The sequence below is a fragment of the Peptococcaceae bacterium genome (assembly GCA_024655825.1).
Classification (GTDB): Bacteria; Bacillota; Peptococcia; order DRI-13; family PHAD01; genus JANLFJ01.
Map to the genome: position 1 here is coordinate 95,058 of JANLFJ010000004.1, position 16,957 is coordinate 112,014.

The 16,957-nt window shown below is 47.7% G+C and carries 13 protein-coding genes and 1 tRNA gene; 12 read left to right on the forward strand and 2 right to left on the reverse strand.

Annotation, left to right across the window (positions count from 1 at the left end):
• Positions 1-49 precede the first annotated feature (49 nt).
• Positions 50-1,291 carry a CapA family protein gene (locus tag NUV48_02910; protein MCR4441087.1) on the forward strand — a complete coding sequence of 414 codons (1,242 nt, stop codon included), beginning with the start codon at positions 50-52 and terminating at the stop codon, positions 1,289-1,291.
• Positions 1,292-1,315: 24 nt separating this feature from the next.
• On the opposite strand, the gene NUV48_02915 is transcribed toward NUV48_02910, so the two are convergent.
• On the reverse strand, positions 1,316-1,897 hold the full coding sequence (locus NUV48_02915) for a DUF2284 domain-containing protein (GenBank protein MCR4441088.1): 582 nt from the start codon (positions 1,895-1,897) through the stop codon (positions 1,316-1,318).
• Between the two features lie 112 nt (positions 1,898-2,009).
• Between NUV48_02915 and NUV48_02920 the strand changes: the two genes are divergently transcribed.
• From NUV48_02920 to NUV48_02955, 8 genes are all read left to right on the forward strand, one after another.
• Positions 2,010-3,086 carry an aromatic acid exporter family protein gene (locus tag NUV48_02920; protein ID MCR4441089.1) on the forward strand — a complete coding sequence of 359 codons (1,077 nt, stop codon included), beginning with the start codon at positions 2,010-2,012 and terminating at the stop codon, positions 3,084-3,086.
• Positions 3,087-3,299: 213 nt separating this feature from the next.
• A tRNA-Thr gene (locus tag NUV48_02925) sits at positions 3,300-3,374 on the forward strand.
• Between the two features lie 140 nt (positions 3,375-3,514).
• Complete coding sequence (locus NUV48_02930) at positions 3,515-3,700, forward strand: DNA-binding protein (GenBank protein MCR4441090.1); 186 nt, start codon at positions 3,515-3,517, stop codon at positions 3,698-3,700.
• A 99-nt stretch (positions 3,701-3,799) separates the two neighbouring features.
• Positions 3,800-5,605, forward strand: coding sequence for an ATP-binding protein (locus NUV48_02935; GenBank protein MCR4441091.1), 1,806 nt, complete (start codon positions 3,800-3,802; stop codon positions 5,603-5,605).
• 2 nt (positions 5,606-5,607) lie between these two features.
• Entirely contained in the window at positions 5,608-8,145 is a 2,538-nt protein-coding gene (locus tag NUV48_02940) for a site-specific DNA-methyltransferase (protein MCR4441092.1), read from the forward strand.
• Positions 8,145-10,949, forward strand: a complete 2,805-nt coding sequence (locus tag NUV48_02945; GenBank protein ID MCR4441093.1) for a DEAD/DEAH box helicase family protein — start codon at positions 8,145-8,147, stop codon at positions 10,947-10,949. The genes NUV48_02940 and NUV48_02945 overlap by 1 nt, the downstream gene beginning before the upstream one ends.
• 54 nt (positions 10,950-11,003) lie before the next feature.
• Positions 11,004-11,129, forward strand: a complete 126-nt coding sequence (locus NUV48_02950; GenBank protein MCR4441094.1) for a hypothetical protein — start codon at positions 11,004-11,006, stop codon at positions 11,127-11,129.
• Between the two features lie 6 nt (positions 11,130-11,135).
• On the forward strand, positions 11,136-11,882 hold the full coding sequence (locus NUV48_02955) for a hypothetical protein (GenBank protein ID MCR4441095.1): 747 nt from the start codon (positions 11,136-11,138) through the stop codon (positions 11,880-11,882).
• Positions 11,883-11,965: 83 nt separating this feature from the next.
• Here the strand turns inward: NUV48_02955 and NUV48_02960 are convergent, their stop codons facing one another.
• Positions 11,966-12,634, reverse strand: coding sequence for a hypothetical protein (locus NUV48_02960; GenBank protein ID MCR4441096.1), 669 nt, complete (start codon positions 12,632-12,634; stop codon positions 11,966-11,968).
• Between the two features lie 1,009 nt (positions 12,635-13,643).
• Here NUV48_02960 and NUV48_02965 point away from each other — a divergent pair.
• From NUV48_02965 to NUV48_02975, 3 genes are all read left to right on the forward strand, one after another.
• The gene (locus tag NUV48_02965; GenBank protein ID MCR4441097.1) at positions 13,644-14,612 is read left to right on the forward strand and encodes an AAA family ATPase; all 969 of its coding nucleotides are present in this window, start codon (positions 13,644-13,646) and stop codon (positions 14,610-14,612) included.
• Between the two features lie 656 nt (positions 14,613-15,268).
• On the forward strand, positions 15,269-15,493 hold the full coding sequence (locus NUV48_02970; GenBank protein ID MCR4441098.1) for a hypothetical protein: 225 nt from the start codon (positions 15,269-15,271) through the stop codon (positions 15,491-15,493).
• A gap of 35 nt (positions 15,494-15,528) precedes the next feature.
• A complete protein-coding gene (locus NUV48_02975; GenBank protein ID MCR4441099.1) occupies positions 15,529-16,893 on the forward strand; it encodes a recombinase family protein in 1,365 nt (454 codons plus the stop codon).
• Positions 16,894-16,957: the final 64 nt, after the last annotated feature.

Sequence of the window (16,957 nt, forward strand, 5' to 3'; positions counted from 1 at the left end):
TTTGTTTTATTGGTATAATTGTTTTAATACAAGGCAGGGAGTGAAGATAATGAAAAAACTTTACAAATTGCCGGTATTTGTCTTTTTAGCCCTTTGTTTAGCCGGCTGTGGAACCGATGCCAGCGCCACAGCCGTGCCGTCTCCCGTGCCTGCTGAAACAGTCCTGGCCGTACCGCCGCCGGATGAACTGATCGTTATAACGGCTACTGGCGATATCATGATGCACAACACCCAGATCAAGGCAGGTTACAGGCCTGCCGACGGCAGTTATGACTTTTCCAGTTTTTTTGAATATGTTTCACCATTGTTACGCGCATCCGATTTGGTCATCGGTAATCTGGAAACTCCTTTGGCCGGTAAAAAAGCCGGCTACAGCGGTTTCCCAAGGTTTAATTCTCCAGAGGCCCTGGCTGAAAATCTCAAAAGAACTGGCTTTCATGTAGTCACCACGGCCAACAATCACTGCCTGGACAAAGGTGACAGCGGCCTGGCAAGCACACTGGACTTCCTTGACAGGGAAGGGCTTTTACACACAGGCACGGCACGCAGCCAGGAAGAACACAACAAAATACTTGTCGTTGAAAGAAAGGGAATAAAAATTGCTGTACTTGCTTATACATTTGGCACGAACGGCATACTGCCGGATAAGAGCCGGCCTTTTTCCGTAAATTACCTGGAAGCGGAAAAAGTAATACTTGATATAGGCAGGGCTAAAAGCGAAGGAGCACAGCTGGTCATTACCTGCCTGCATTATGGTGTTGAATACCAAACCCACCCCAACGCTGAACAGATAAATCTTGCCGCCGCTTTCCTGGAGGCCGGCGCCGATGTCGTCCTCGGTCACCACCCCCATGTCCTGCAGCCACCGGCTGTTGTGAGAAGCATGCAAACCGGCGAAGAGAAAAACAAGTTCGCCGCCTATTCACTTGGAAACTTCATTTCAGACCAGCGCGGCCTGGAAAGGGAATCAAGCATCATCCTCAACCTGTATTTCGGGATTGACCCGCTTACAAGAAAGCCTTATTTTAAGAAGGCAGCTTACATACCAATTAAAACGCGCCGCTTTCGGCAAAACGGCAGCCTTTGTTTTCAAGTTCTGCCTATCGAGGCGGCCTTAACAAGCATTAAAACCAAGCGCGCATCCGGTTTTACCCGCCGGGACGAAATAGAACTTGAAGGGGCCTGGGCATATGTGACCAATCACCTGAACACGCAAGACCCGTTATTGAGCCTGCAGCCGCTTCCTATCCCCCTGCAAGGGCTGCAGATAATCAGCAAATGGCAGCAATAAAAGAACTCGCCGGCCTAACAGACCTTAAACTATCAATAGAAGCCCCACCACCTGTATAGAGCCTTCCCGGAAACTTACCGGCACCTGCGCTCTCCGGCACGTTTCCATCACGTCGATTCCTGCGGCTTCCATGGACGGCCTGGCTTCGGCAGGTTTATTGCAGCTTTCGGCCCCGAGTTTCGCGCCGCATATCTCGCAGAGTTTACAATTGCCGCCGCCCAAACCCAGGCTTAATGAAAAGCCCATCTCTAACGCCTTTTTCTCCAGGGTGGTAAGTATGCCAAGGATTTCAAGGCTCAACCTTTTAAACGCTTTATCCTTTTCTTTGTTTGAAAGGCCCGCCTCTATTTCCTGCTCCTTTACCACCAGCAAGGCCAGCCTGTATTTTGATGCGCCCGTCTTAAACTCCTCGCTGGTGGGAACAAAAGGAGGACACATGAAATTCTTGCCGTAATGCGAACACAGGTTCTGCCTGCATTTTAAAGTGACCCTCGGGTCAAAGACTACTTCTTCCGCCCAAATAAGTTGTGCCCGCTCGCACCCCAATTTGAGCGCTTCCTCTTGCAGAAGCAAACAGTTTTTTATCTGGTTTTCTACACCAGGCACTATGCTCCCACCTCTTTTTTCAATAATCTTTAACAAAAGTATAACAAATAGTTTTTCAAATACTAAGATATGATTTAGAATACAACTGTATAAAATAACGAGGGGATATCTCATGTTTGCCGGAGCCAGAATTATTAAAACAGGCATAGCCGTTGCCCTAAGCCTGTTTATATGCAATTATTTCAACATTCAGCCGTCACTTTTCGCCGGAGCAGCCACAGTGCTCAACATGCAGCCTTCCTTGGGTTTGAGCCTTTACAACGCCAGGGAACAGCTTCTTGTGCATTTTCTTTCTGTTTCCATCGCCATTCTTCTTGGTTTGACCATTGGTACCAGCCCGCTGAGCATAGGACTTTCTACCATAATAATTATCCAGTTATGCAAGATTTTTAAGTGGCGGGGCGGCATCTCCGCTGGAGTAATGGCCGCTATATTTGTCCTGGCTTCCCCCAATGCGGAGTTTCTTAACCATGCCCTGGTCCGTTCACTGGCCATCTTTGTCGGGGTCAGCGTAGCCTTGGTTGTCAACCTGACCATTGCTCCTCCCCGTTATCGCCAGCCCTTGCAAAAAAAGCTGGTCGAATTAAATATGCTGGTTTCCCAGCATTTTTGCGAAGCCGTGCAGGGTTTTCTCCACCTTTCTTTACCCACGGCGGAAGAGAAAGAAACAATGACCAAAAAAATAGAAAACCTCTTTCGGGAAAGCCAGCACCTTTATGACCTTTATCGATTCGACATCGGACCACATACGGAAAAACAGGAAAACAAGCAAGAGGTAGTAAGCAGGTACTTTAACGAATACCTGGCCTATAACAAGGGCCTCTGGCAAAGAACGCGCGACGTCCTTTTTTTGGCGGAAGAAAGAAAAGAAAGGCGCAAAAAAGCCGGTAATCTTCCTATCAGTCCTGAATTTCAAGAAGTGCTTGATCTTTTATCAAACGCGCTTGATATTTTCGTCAAGAATAATGACGAATTGAAAAACAAGCTTGAAAACCGTCCTTTTGTTCAGGTTGATGAGCCGCGCATCTGGTGCAAAATGGACGACATCTTAAACCGCTGGCACGACAGCTTCCCGTCGGGAAGCTACCGCTTGCACGCCTTAATCGAAGTATCGCTTGTAACCTATAAAATACGGTGGGCTGCAAGGGAAGCTGCCCGGCTGCTCAATGAAGAACTCCCGGCTTATTAATATGCCTGCCGTGTAATAACAGTTCTCGATTTCGTTGACAATCGCCTCTAACCTCAATATAATTGATATGTGAAAATTTGTTGCTGGTGTAGCTCAGCGGCAGAGCAGCTGATTCGTAATCAGCAGGTCTGTAATTGTTGATAAGGTAATATAAACGCAAAAACAGTTTTGATAAAATAAAAGCGAGGGCGGAAGTCCCGCCCTCCCATATATGCTGGTGTGGCTCAAAGGCAGAGCAGCGGTATCGTAAACCGCAGGTTGGAGGTTCGATTCCTCTCACCAGCTCCAATGAAAAAAACGTGTAGTTTCAATGACTGCACGTTTTTTATTGCTCATTTGATTATCCATTAATTAGGGAAATTCGTCTTGTATTGTTCGTTTGAGAGATGTATAATAATGCTGACATACTTCGACAGGAGTTTTTTACCATGGATTATGTTACCCCCAAGGACAAAGCAATTGAATGGGGTCTCACACAGCGCAGAGTTGAAGTGCTCTGCGATAAAGGCCGTATCCCCGGAGCTTATCGCCTCGGTCGTGTTTGGGCTATTCCGAAGGATGCCGAGAAACCGATAGATGGAAGAACAAAAGCGGCGAAATTGAATCAGAAATGAGAATATTTTATAGTTTTTATAGCGCGTTATATTATAAGTCCGTTTTATTGAATAGCAAGTACTTTAAAATGGATGCAATGCGATATAGGAGGTTTGGAGATGGGCTATCAGTCGATACAGCTAAATATGACCCCAGAACTTTTTGACCGTAGTATTAAAGCCTCACCAAAGGATGCTGTAAAAGAACTTATTTGGAATTCTTGCGATGCCGATGCAAAAAATATAGAGGTATCTTTTGAAATTGATAACTTTATCGGAGTAGATAATGTTACTGCCGTTACTGTTAAGGATGATGGGACAGGTATTCCCTTTGAGCGAATTCAGGATATTTTCGGCCGATATGGTAGTTCGGATAAAACATACTGTCATAAAAGCCCTAATGGTCGCGTGTATCACGGAAAGCTCGGGCAAGGCAGATATAAGTGTTTTGCAATCGGCACTTTCTTAAAATGGAAAACTGTATATCAAGCAGTTGATTCTAAAAAATATAGTTATGAAATCAACATTAATTCTGGGTCAAGATTAAGTGTCGATTACAGTGAGAAACCAGAGCTTGTTGGTAATGATGTAAGCACGGGAACAGTTGCGACTATAACTGGAATTCTCGAAGATAACATAGGTACTATTTCAAAACTGGCTGATAATCAAATTATGATCCCAGATATCTTGTCCACTTTTGCTCCTTACCTTCTTGCTTATAATGATATTTCCCTTACATATAACGACATAAAGATCGACCCTGAACATTTGATAAAGAAGCGCGATGAACGTGACTTCGTGTATGAATATGGAGAAAAAGTAAAAGAAAGCGTTTCAGCTAAGGCCGTGGCAATACGCTGGATAGAATCCTACTTTAGTAAGCTCTATATATGTGGTGAATCCGGCGTGGTATTTGATGAGCGGGATTATACTACGTTACAAAAGAATGACACGTCAATTTATTTGTTGAGCAGCTATTATGAAAAGATGCACCAGGAGAACACCCTAGCTTTTGGGAAGGCAGATCCTGTATATGATTACTTTGTCAACGAAGCACGAAAATTTGCAAGGGAGTTCACACAAGACCAAGAAGTAGATGATGCTACTGCGGAAATCATTAGAATTAAGGAAGAAGGGATTTATCCATATCCATCTGAACCGTCGGATGAGATGGCAAAGGTTGAGCAAAGGGTATTCGATGTATTTGCAGTTGAGATAAATCGTGCTGTCCCTCAGTTAAGAACATCGAATAAGCAAACGAAAAAACTTACCTATCGGCTTATCAAAGAAGCAATCAACACAAATCCATCCAGTATCCAAACCATCCTCACAGAAGTTTTCAATTTGTCGCAGCAACAGCAAGATGATCTGGCAGAATTGTTGAAGCATACGACGCTTACGGCAATAATCGATACGGCAAAAACGGTTGCTGACAGACTGACGTTCATCTATATGCTTGAACAGTTGGTTTATAACGACTCGATCGGAAAACCCATCAAAGAGCGAACGCAGTTTCATAAAATTCTTCTCAAAGAACTATGGATATTCGGAGAAAAGTATTATCTAGGGACATCCGATTTCTCTTTGAAAAACTTACTCAAGGCGCATATACAATGTTTGGGCAGGGATGACCTTATTCCCGAAATTCCGCCTGAAGCAACTGAGGATTTAACGCGGATCCCTGATATTTGCTTGTTTCAGCAGTCTTGTCCTGATTATGAACGCTATGAACATTTAGTTATTGAACTAAAACGTCCCACCTTAACTCTTACACTTAAGGAGCTTGATCAGAAAAACAAATTCAGATACGAGTTTTTGAGGAAGAAGCTTAATTATGAAGTGAGCAATGATCCCAATTTTACGATGGATTATTTGCTATCAAAGCACGCAGAACTATTCCCAAAAGCGGATAAGGAGGCAAAATAACTATGGCACGTCCAAGAAAAAAGCAGCTCAGCGACGCCGATATAGCGAAGATGCGCGATATTGAGACTTATGAACACTCGGATAAGAAACGCACTAATAATCCGCCTGTGGGCATGGCGCAATACGACAAGGTGCAGGAAACGAAAAAGACCTATCAGTTTGACCCGCATCTTGACCCGACGCTGCAATGGGCGGGCAAGGCCGAGGGCATGAGTTTTGACGTGCCGACTTCCTCTATACATATCCATGAGTCCATCAAGCCGCACAAGATTATCCGTGCGGTGCAGGCCATTGGCGACGATTATGAGGATAAGCAGATAAGTCTATTTGAAACGCCGGTTGAGAGGATGCGCCGCCGCAGGGATGCTATCGAATTCTATCAACACGGCGTCAACTGGACAAACCGACTCATTGCCGGCGACAGCCTTGTAATCATGAACTCCCTGCTGGAAAAAGAGGGTATGGCCGGGCAGGTGCAGATGGTCTACATCGACCCGCCTTACGGTATCAAGTACGGCTCCAATTTTCAGCCGTTTGTGGACAAGCGCGACGTTAAGGATAAAAAGGATGAGGACTTAACCCAAGAACCTGAAATGATTAAAGCCTTTCGGGATACCTGGGAGTTGGGCATCCATTCTTATCTGACCTACCTGCGCAACCGTCTATTGCTGGCAAGAGAACTGCTGTCTGATAGCGGAAGTGTGTTTGTACAGATAAGCGATGAGAACGTTCATTTGGTTAGAAATCTTTGCGATGAAGTCTTTGGAGCAGAAAATTTTATTAGCATCATCATATATAAAAAAGGTGGCACAGCTACAGCTTCGCAACTTAGCAATATTGCTGACTTCATCATTTGGTACGGCAAGGACAAAAAGCAAATTAAGTATCATCAATTATTTGAAGCCAAAGTTGTTGGTGAAGGAGAGTCAACAGGTGAAAGGTACGACCAGCTGGAATCTCCTGATGGCACAATTCGTAGACCGATGACGCAAGAAGAAAAGAAGAATCCGTCACTGATTCCAAATGGCTGGAAAGCATATAAGCTGTCTAATCCATGTTCACAACATGATAATCCGAATCATCGCACAACGCCACTGATTTTTGAAGGTAAAGAATACTATCCTCCAAATGATAGACAGTGGTCAGTCCCAATAGATAAGATGTACAATTTAATTAAGGCAAATAGGATCGTCTCAACTGGAAAGAATCTTGCATATGTCATGTACATTGACGACTATCCTGTTATGCCTATCAATAATATCTGGGTGGATTTCTTATTAAGGACCGCTCGGATATATGTTGTACAGACATCCGAAAAAGTAATTGAGCGTTGTCTTTTGATGTCAACTGACCCAGGTGATCTTGTGCTTGACATTACCTGCGGCAGCGGAACAACAGCCTACGTTGCCGAACAATGGGGCCGACGCTGGATTACCTGCGATACATCTCGTGTTTCCTTAGCAATAGCCAAAAAGCGTCTTATGACGGCAGTTTATGACTACTATAAGCTGGCACATCCAGAACAAGGCGTTGGCAGCGGCTTTGTCTACAAAACCGTGCCTCACATAATGCTAAAGAGTATTGCCAACAACGAGCCTCCTGCACAGGAAACCCTGTATGACCAGCCGGAAGTGGATAAAACCAAAATCCGCATCACCGGTCCGTTCACTGTGGAGGCCCTGCCCGCGCCGGTTGTCAAGCCGTTGGACGATGCGGCGGAGCCGGAGGCAGACTTTGGAGCCAAACAGACCGACTGGCGTGAGGAGCTCCGCGCTACAGGCATTCTTGCCCGCAACGGCGCGAAAATAGAGTTCTCCCGAGTCGAGCCGCTTGCCGGGACCAAATTCCTGCAGGCCGAAGCTGAAACAAAAGAAGATACGCCGCGCCGCGCTGTCATCTGCTTCGCCGGTGAGACAAAGCCGATGGATTCCCGCATGGTGGCGCTGGCACTTGACGAGGCACAGGATTTACGGCCAAGTCCCAAGCTCATCATTTTTGCCGCTTTTCAGTTCGATCCGGAGGCGGCTAAAGACATCGACGATACCAACTGGCCCGGGATGACACTGCTGAAGGTACAGATGAACACCGATCTGATGACCGAAGACCTCAAGAAAAAGCGTTCCTCCAACCAGAGCTTCTGGCTGGTGGGCCAGCCTGATGTTGAACTCATCGAAATCGACAGAGGCAAGGACAAAGGAAAATATAAGGTCAGGGTTAACGGCTTTGATTATTACGATGTAAAGAAAGGCACGGTGGAATCCGGCAATTCCGACCGCATTGCCATGTGGATGCTGGACACTAATTACGATGGCATGTGTGTTGAACCAATGCAGGTGTTTTTCCCGATGGGGGGCAAAAAAGATGGGTGGAACAAGCTGGCTAAGACACTGCGGGCCGAAATCGATCAGGAGCTCATCGAGCAATATGCCGGTAACGAGTCCCTGCCGTTCAAGGTTGAATTCAATACACAGATCGCAGTCAAGATTATCGACGACAGGGGCATTGAAAGCCTTAAGGTAATAAAGGTAGGTGACCGCTGATGGCAGGTATCGACCAACTTATTATCAATTCGGCTTTCAGGGAGCCGGAAAGCCACTGGAAATATGACTTAAACACACAGTCCTTTATACGTGAGCCCGGCCGCCGCCCTGCCGGATATTTCATCGCCGGACAGGGCAGCAACCAATACAATGACATCGGGCAGTTCGTCGAGCTGCCATTGGTGAACACAATTCGCCCGCGCGTAAAAGCATGGCGCGAGGCGGGGTATCCCGGCGTAACCGGAGTGACAAAAAAACTGCTGGAGCATTGGAATGACAGAGACGCACGTCAATATCAGTTTTTCTTTTGCCAGCAGGATGCGATCGAAACGCTGATCTGGTTAACAGAAGCACCCGACGCAAATAAAGTGGGGATTGATATACCAGGTGACGGTGGGTCATTTCGCCGTATCTGTACCAAGCTCTGTACCGGTGGTGGCAAGACCACCGTCATGGCGATGCTCATCGCCTGGCAGGTCTGCAACAAAGTTACCTATCCGCAGGACAAGCGTTTTTCTAAAAACGTTTTCATCGTCGCACCCGGCCTTACGGTCAGGAGACGTCTGGAGGTGCTGCAGACCGGCGGCGACGACAATTATTACACGCAGTTCAGCGTTGTGCCTGTCGGGCTCATGGACAAGCTCCGTCAGGGCAAGGTTATCATAAACAACTGGCAGGCGCTGGCGTGGGACAGTGAAGAAAAATTGGCAAAGAAAAAAGGCGTTGATAAGCGTGGTGCAAAGAGCGACGAGGCATATACCAGAGAAGTGTTGGGCGATATGGCCGGTGCGAGCAATATCCTTGTTATTAATGACGAGGCACACCATGCGTGGAGGAAAAACCCCGAAATCAAAGTAAAGCTTTCTAAAGAAGAAAAGGAAATGGAGCAGGAGGCCACTGTGTGGATCGGAGGTCTTGACCGCATCCAAAAAACACGCGGTATCCTTACTTGCTATGATTTTTCGGCGACGCCCTTTGCGCCGTCAGGCAAAAGAAATGATGAAGAAGCTTTATTCGGCTGGATCGTCAGCGACTTTGGGCTCAACGACGGTATCGAATCCGGACTTGTCAAAACACCACGAGTCGTTGTTCGCGATGACGGCATGCCGGATGCGGAAAGCTTCCGATCCAAGCTATATCATATTTACGCAGATGATACCGTTAAAGAGGACATCAATCGAAAGGCACAGGAGGAAGAACCGTTGCCCGACTTGATTAATCAGGCGTACTATTTACTGGGCAAGGACTGGCTGGAAATCTACAAATCATGGAAAGAGCAAGGCTCCGTCGTGCCTCCGGTCATGATCACTGTCGCAAATCGCACAGAGACGGCGGCGCGTATCAAGTATGCTTTCGACCACAAACGGATTCCGGTTGATGAACTCTGTGTGCCGGAATATACAATTCATATTGACTCAAAAGTCCTTGACGCAGTCGATGCGGCGGATGAAGCACCCCAAGCGGAGCAGATTGATGAAAGCAGCGATGAAGAAGAAGGCGGCACCGAAAAAACTTATAGCAAGAAAGACGCAGCCGCCATTCTTCGCGAAACGGTTGACACTGTCGGCAAGCGTGGAAAACGCGGTGAGCAAATCAGGAATGTTATCTCTGTCGGTATGCTAACCGAGGGATGGGATGCAAAAACCGTTACTCATATTCTCGGCCTGCGGGCCTTTTCCAGCCAGCTGCTCTGTGAGCAAGTGGTCGGACGCGGCCTGCGTCGGACATCTTATGACCTGGCCGAAGGAAGCGATATGTTTACACCGGAATATGTTAACATCTTCGGTATTCCGTTCTCGTTTTTACCGCATGAGTCTGGAGAGGACGGTAAAGCTCCGACCACACCTCCAAAGACGCAGATAGAGGCCCTAAAAGAAAAAGTCGCATATCAGATCAGTTGGCCGAACATCGTTCGCATTGACCGGGTATGGAAGCCGAAACTGTCACTGGACATCGATAAGATTGACACGCTCGTAATAGAGGCGCAAGATACTCGGCTTCGCGCTGATCTAGCCCCTATCATCGACGGTAAGACCGATCTGATGAAGTGTACGGAAATCGACTTGCAGAAGCTCGATTCAGGACTTCGTATGCAGCAGATAATATTTGAAACCGCAGGACAGGTCTATGACCTTCTGAAGTCCTCATGGCAAGCTGAAGGAACAAAGTTTGCCTTGCTCGGTCAGGCAATCCGACTCGTTGAGGATTACCTGAATTCCGGAGTAATTGTGATTAATCCGCCGCTGTTCAACACAGACCCGGTGCGCCAGCGGATTATTTACATGATGAACATGAACAAGATAGTCCAACACCTTTGGGGATTCATCAAGCTGGAGCAGACGGAAAAGCTCATACCGGTATTCGATCAGAGCCGTAAAGTACGCAGCACCGGTGACATGATCACATGGTATACAAGCAAGCCATGTTTCATTACACAGCACTCTCATATTAGCCACTGTGTGTTCGACAGCACATGGGAAGCCTCGGAAAGCTATGTGCTGGAGAAGAACCCTGATGTTATGGCGTGGGCAAAGAACGACCACCTTGGATTTGAGATTATTTATGTTTTCGATGGCGTTGTCCGCAAATATGTTCCCGATTTCCTGATTAGGCTTTCCAACGGCAAGACGCTTGTACTGGAAACAAAGGGGCAGGATACCCGCCAAAATCGGGAAAAACGAAAAGCATTGGCTGAGTGGGTTGAGGCTGTGAACGGTCTTGGCGATTATGGTGAGTGGTGCTGGGATGTCTCATTCAATATTGCAGATGTGGATGGAATTATTAAGAAACATTTGAATTCGTAATAGCTATTCGACTTGAGGTATGATAATGTATGTTGCTGATAGGAGGCGGCACATATGGATTACATACCGAAAACACTGGTATCGCAAATTACAAAGCAACTTAATAGTTTCAAGGACGGGCATCCGGCTGTTGACCATAAGGTTAGGCCGGATGCCCGCTCGGCATTTAATAGGAAGTGAAGCGTAATGAAAAGATATATTACTATTACCTGCATTACCATTACCGCCTATGTCGCAATGTATGCCGCCGTGTGGCCTCAAAACTCCGAGAATGAGGTAATACCCGTCAAACAGGAAAAACCCGTTATAAGCGCCGACGTGGCAGCAACGCAGGAAGAACTGATGCAAATCATTTTCTCTGCCGATACGCAATCACCCGGACCGACGGAAACCGAAGAATCAACAACAGAGAAAGAACAAGCGTCATCACCGCCTGATGAGGCCATACTGGAACCCGAAGCAACCGGTACACCAGAACCGACGTCAACGCCCTCATCGGCTCCCAAACCGACATCCTCATCCGCGCCGCCCTCATCTGACCCCAAGCCGGGGACAATAGCTGTTATCGACGGTAATCGATGTATGTGGATTCCAGGCTTCGGCTGGGTCAAGGATGAGGGAAGCGGTGCACAAGGAACAATAGTTGGCAGTCCCGGAGATGAGCTTACCGGCAATAAGGTTGGACAGATGGGCGGCGGCACTATCGTAGACGGCAAAGGCGACATCAACAAGATGGTTGGTATCATGGGAGAAGATGACACTCTTCCCTCCGAAAAATTCACTCCTGCACCTGGATCGAAAGCCGTCATCGATGGTAAGCCAAGCGTATGGATTCCCGGCTTCGGCTGGATAGAGGACAACGGCGGAGGAAACGTCGGCACCGTTGCCGAGGATATGTACGAGAACGGCCATAAAATCGGGATAATGGATTAAAACAGAAAAAAAACACAGCGGCCTGCCGGAATGTTCCGCAGGCCACTGTACTCACATTTATCACCTTTTTGTACTATCATCAATTAATAGTAAAACGCCTCATCCAACAACAACTGAAATACTTGCTTAGACGTTTCCCTGTCCCGGTAGGTCAGCGAGTACAGTAATTGGTTGGTTATCCCCTGAAGAAAAATATCCATTGCTTTAACAATCAGGAACCGCTGGCAAAACAGCAGGTTTAAATGCTCCATTTCATTTTCCCCGCCGAGAGCTTCACAGATTTCGTTGTAGAGGTTATTCAGGTCTACGATATCAAGGAAAGCCCTGATGTCGGCAACAAGATCTGTATAATACTGCTCGTATGCAGACTCCAGATAACTGCTCGAAAGCATCACATCATATAGAGACAGCTTGGTAAAACTCTCCTGATACTTTAAGGGATGAGCATCAATAAATGTCCTGACCTGTTCGTAAAACGGATGATCGTTGCTTTTTGTATCACCTCTGAGTATTTCTGCACACAGGCTGTTTAAGGTACTTTCAGTTTCGAAGCCTTCGGAAGCAGCTTCATATGCCAGTATCCCGTTTGTCGCCTCAAATAAGTACGAGAGGTATTTGTCCAGCAGATACCCCTGCTTCTCAAGCCTTATACGTATTTCAGTCGCCTGTTTAAAAAATTCCTTAAATGATCGCTTTAACTCATCCACGGATGCACTGCCAAGAATACCGGATTCGTTTTCAAAAATGTTCATTTTCTCCCGACCTTTCAAATGTAGTCGGAAGGTTCCCGAGGGCAAGGTATGCCCTCTACAAAAAAGCGTACACAAAGGCGGACGGCATCGCTGCCAGGACCCCTTGCATACGCCGAAAACTTTGAATTGTGGAACACCATGAAAAGTGTTAGAATAATCACGTCATAGTGCCGTTTACGGTTGCGCGGGGTGGCTGCTTCACCTTTCGCAGGGCTGGTGTGTCGGAATCGCACCAGCCTGCTATGACGTTTTTTCGTCTGGGAAACTCCCGTAGTTCTAATACAGCTCTGATTGGAGAAAATGTCAAGTTAATATTGAAGTTTATTGCACGTTACTCTCTAGTCCCATTTTCACAGTCTCCAGCATCTCCTATTCTTATGGGCGTATACTTCGGGCTTGTCGACGGAAGATTGGCAAGCTCTTTACTTTATTTCCAAACAGTTCGGTGCCCATCTCGCATGGGGGTGGTCAATCCGTCGCCATCTGAAAAACACGATCCCGTGCCGGAAACGAAAGCCGTCGGTGACGGCAAGCGGTGTGTAGATTCACGGCTTCGTCTGGATCAAGGACAACGGTGGAGGGAACTTTAGCAGTATCGTCGAGGACATGTACGAAAACGGCCTCAAGATTCGAATTATCGATTTATACCGTTTCACATTGAAAGACCTACATTAACCCGGTAGGTCTTTTTTATGCATTTTGCTGAAAATGCAGAAATAGCAAAAACTTTTCCGTGCAGATAGCCTTCTCAACGTGGAAATTAATAGAGGGAATTTTTAATTTTACTCCGCTCAATCCCTCGATATTTTCCTTAAAGAAGTGAGGAAAAATTTTTGACAACTGAATAACCGCGCCCGGAGTGGATACTTTCAGGCGAAGCATGCCAGGACCCTGCAAATGCAGGCGAGCGTGCCAATGAAATGAGAACGCCGTGTTGGTCACGCAAGGCCGCAGGGCAGAAACCTGGCCGGGAGCGCGGTGCAAATCTCTTTACGAACGGAGGTGAATCATGCAGAAAAAGAAAAACAGGCTTATCCGGATGAGCGACATTCCGTCAGAGCAGGTGCGGTGGCTGTGGTATCCGTACATTCCTTACGGTAAAGTCACCATCATTCAGGGCGATCCCGGAGAGGGAAAAACATCTTTTGTTCTGGCGATGATCGCGCTGCTGACCAATGGCGAACCGCTACCGGAGGAAGAAGCTGCAAGTCCTCCCATCAACGTCATCTACCAGTCGGCTGAGGACGGGCTGGCGGACACCATCAAACCCCGGCTGGAACGATCGGGTGCGGACTGTTCCCGAGTGCTTGTGATTGATGAAGCGGACAAAGAGTTAACGCTGTGCGATGAAAGACTGGAGCAGTCTGTTCAGGAAACCGGCGCGCGTCTGATTGTGCTTGATCCGCTGCAGGCCTATCTCGGTTGTGATGTGGACATGTACCGTGCCAACGAGGTGCGTCCGGTAATTAAACGTCTGTGTTCCATGGCAGACCGCACCGGCTGCGCTGTCATCCTCATCGGCCACATGAATAAGGCGCAGGGATTGAAAGCTTCCTACCGTGGTTTGGGCTCCATTGATTTCAGGGCGGCGGCAAGGAGCGTGCTTCTGGTCGGGAGACTGAAAGATAACCCAGGTATCCGGATCGCTGCCCACGATAAAAGCAGCCTGGCTCCTGAGGGAAAATCCATCGCGTTTTCTCTGGATGCGGAGAACGGTTTTCAGTGGAAAGGATACTGCGACGCCACGGTGGACGAAGTTCTTTCCGGAACCGGCTCCGTAAAGACCAAGACGATGCTGATGGAGGACGAACTGAAAAAGTTGCTGACCGATCCCGTCTCTGTTGAAGAAGTATTCCGGAGGGCGGCAGAGCTGGGTATTTCGGAGCGCACCGTCAACATTGCAAAGAAAAATATCGGCGCTCGGTCTGTGAAGCTGGGGAGCCAATGGTACTGGCAGATTCCTGATTCAAGGATGTAAGGGTGCAATGTCTTATATGCTTTGCATCCTTGCAACCTTCCCGAAGCTTTGCGGAGCGAAGTGTAACCAAGTGGGCTAACTTTGAGGCATGGCGGGGGCCGACATCAGCAAAAGTATACCATGTTGGCTAACTTTCACGCAGTTTGCGGCAGGCGGAACTTGCACCAACATGGCTCACTTTTGGGCTTTCAAAATCCGGACAAGCGATACTTAAACCAACTTGGCTCACTATTTACGAGGTACGAAGTATGAACACCGGCAGGCAACAGCCCGTATTCACCGCCTGTTCGCCTCTGTACCGCCTTTTCCCGGCAGGATGATACCATACACCCGCAGGCAGGACAATGCCATTGTCGGGGCTTTGTGAAGGAATGGCGGCGCAAACAACCGTTACCTTTATTCAGCCTATTTCAGGAGGTGAACCATACGGTCGAAAATGAGGCAGGTTAAAGGAGCGGGGTCGCAGAGCGCCCCCACTCTGGCGAACATCGCCCCGCAATGCGGGTCGGATGGCATTTTTCTTCGGGGTCAGAAATTGCCCCTTGGGGTCGGCTTCGGGGTCGCGCAACGAAAAAATGCCGCATTTACCGCAGAAAAAGGAAGTCCAGAGCGGGGTCATAGCCGGAGTCACGCAATGATGGAGGCATTTGAAAATTATGATAAGGAGGATCATTATGCCGTTTTTATTCAAGGGAGATTTCAGAGTCAACAGCACAATTATACACGGGGTACAGTATGTAACCTTCAGCTTTTTCGATGGGGATAAGCTGATATTCGATAAGGTCGGGGACATTATCGAACAGACCTTTAGGGCAACTCAGGCTGACACAGTTCCGAATGAAAATATATCGAAAAATAGTATAGCTATTGAAAAGGATTGATGGTATTGTGTGTTGCTGAAAGAGAGGTGTTATATATGGCAACAGAAAAAGCGGCAATTTACTGCCGGCTCAGCCAGGATGACGGTCAGACCGGAGAGAGCGGCAGCATTCAAACTCAAAAAACGCTGCTCACACAGTACTGCAGTGACCATCGCATAACCATCGGTGGTTATTATTGTGATGACGGCTGGTCGGGAACAAACTTTGACCGCCCGGATTTTCAGCGCATGATTGGCGACATTGAGGCCGGGATGATCAACACGGTCATAGTCAAAGACCTGTCCCGCTTCGGCAGAGAATACGCCCAGATGGGTCTATACATCGAGCATTACTTCGAGGAAAAGGGCGTCCGGTTTATTTCGGTGACGGAGAATATAGATACAAAAAGCGGTGTTGATAATCTCATGCTGCCCTTCACCAACGTCATCAACTCATACTATGCAAGGCAGGCGTCCACAAAGACCAAGGCGGCGCACAGAGCGCGGGCGAAAGCGGGGATGTACCTCGGTGGTCACGCTCCGTTCGGGTATCTGAAAGACCCGAATGATCGACACCACCTTATTATCGACCCTACTGCCGCCGACATAGTGAGGGAGATTTTCCAGTTGTTCGCTGATGGTATCGGCTATGTACGCATGACGAAAATCCTAAGAGAGCGGAAAATTCTGAACCCAATAGCGTACTTCAATCAGAACAATCCCGATTACTACAAAAGCGATTACTGGCGTAAACCGTTTGACTGGCATGCCACATCCGTGCGGGCTATACTCTCCAACCGCGCATACATAGGACAGGTTGTATTCGGAAAAACAAAGACGAAGGGCTTCTTTGACAAGACCCGAATTCCGTCGCCGGAGGAGGATTGGATTGTAGTCGAAAACGCACATGAGCCAATCATCTCACAGGAGCTTTGGGACACAGTGCAGCAGTTGATGAAGAGCCGCAGACGTGAAAACAGCAGCGGAGAGGTACAGATGTTCGCGGGGCTGGTCAAGTGTTCCAAATGCGGTTCATCGCTTAACGTCAGCTTCGATAAGAAGAAAGGCAAGTATACCGGATTTTCCTGTTGGGTCTACAAGAACTATGGCAAGGAGCGATGCACATCTCACGCCATCGGCTGGAAAACCATGAATCAGCTTGTGCTGGAGGACATCCGCCGTAATGCGAAGGCAGCGAAGCTGGCGACGCAAAAATACAAGGATATGCTCATCACCGCCAAGACCGAGAAGAAAAAGCAGGAAACCGAAAAATGCAAGCGCGAGCTCAAAACCGTAGAAAAGAGAATCGCAGAACTGGACAAAATACTGAACAAGCTCTACGAGGATTTGGCACTCGGAAAGCTTCCTGAGGAACGATATCAGGTCATGTACAAACGCTACCCTGAAAACCATAGACCGTAAAAAGGCAACACAAAAACAAGACTGCGGAAAATAATTTTTCGCAGCCTCTGACAGGCAGTGACAA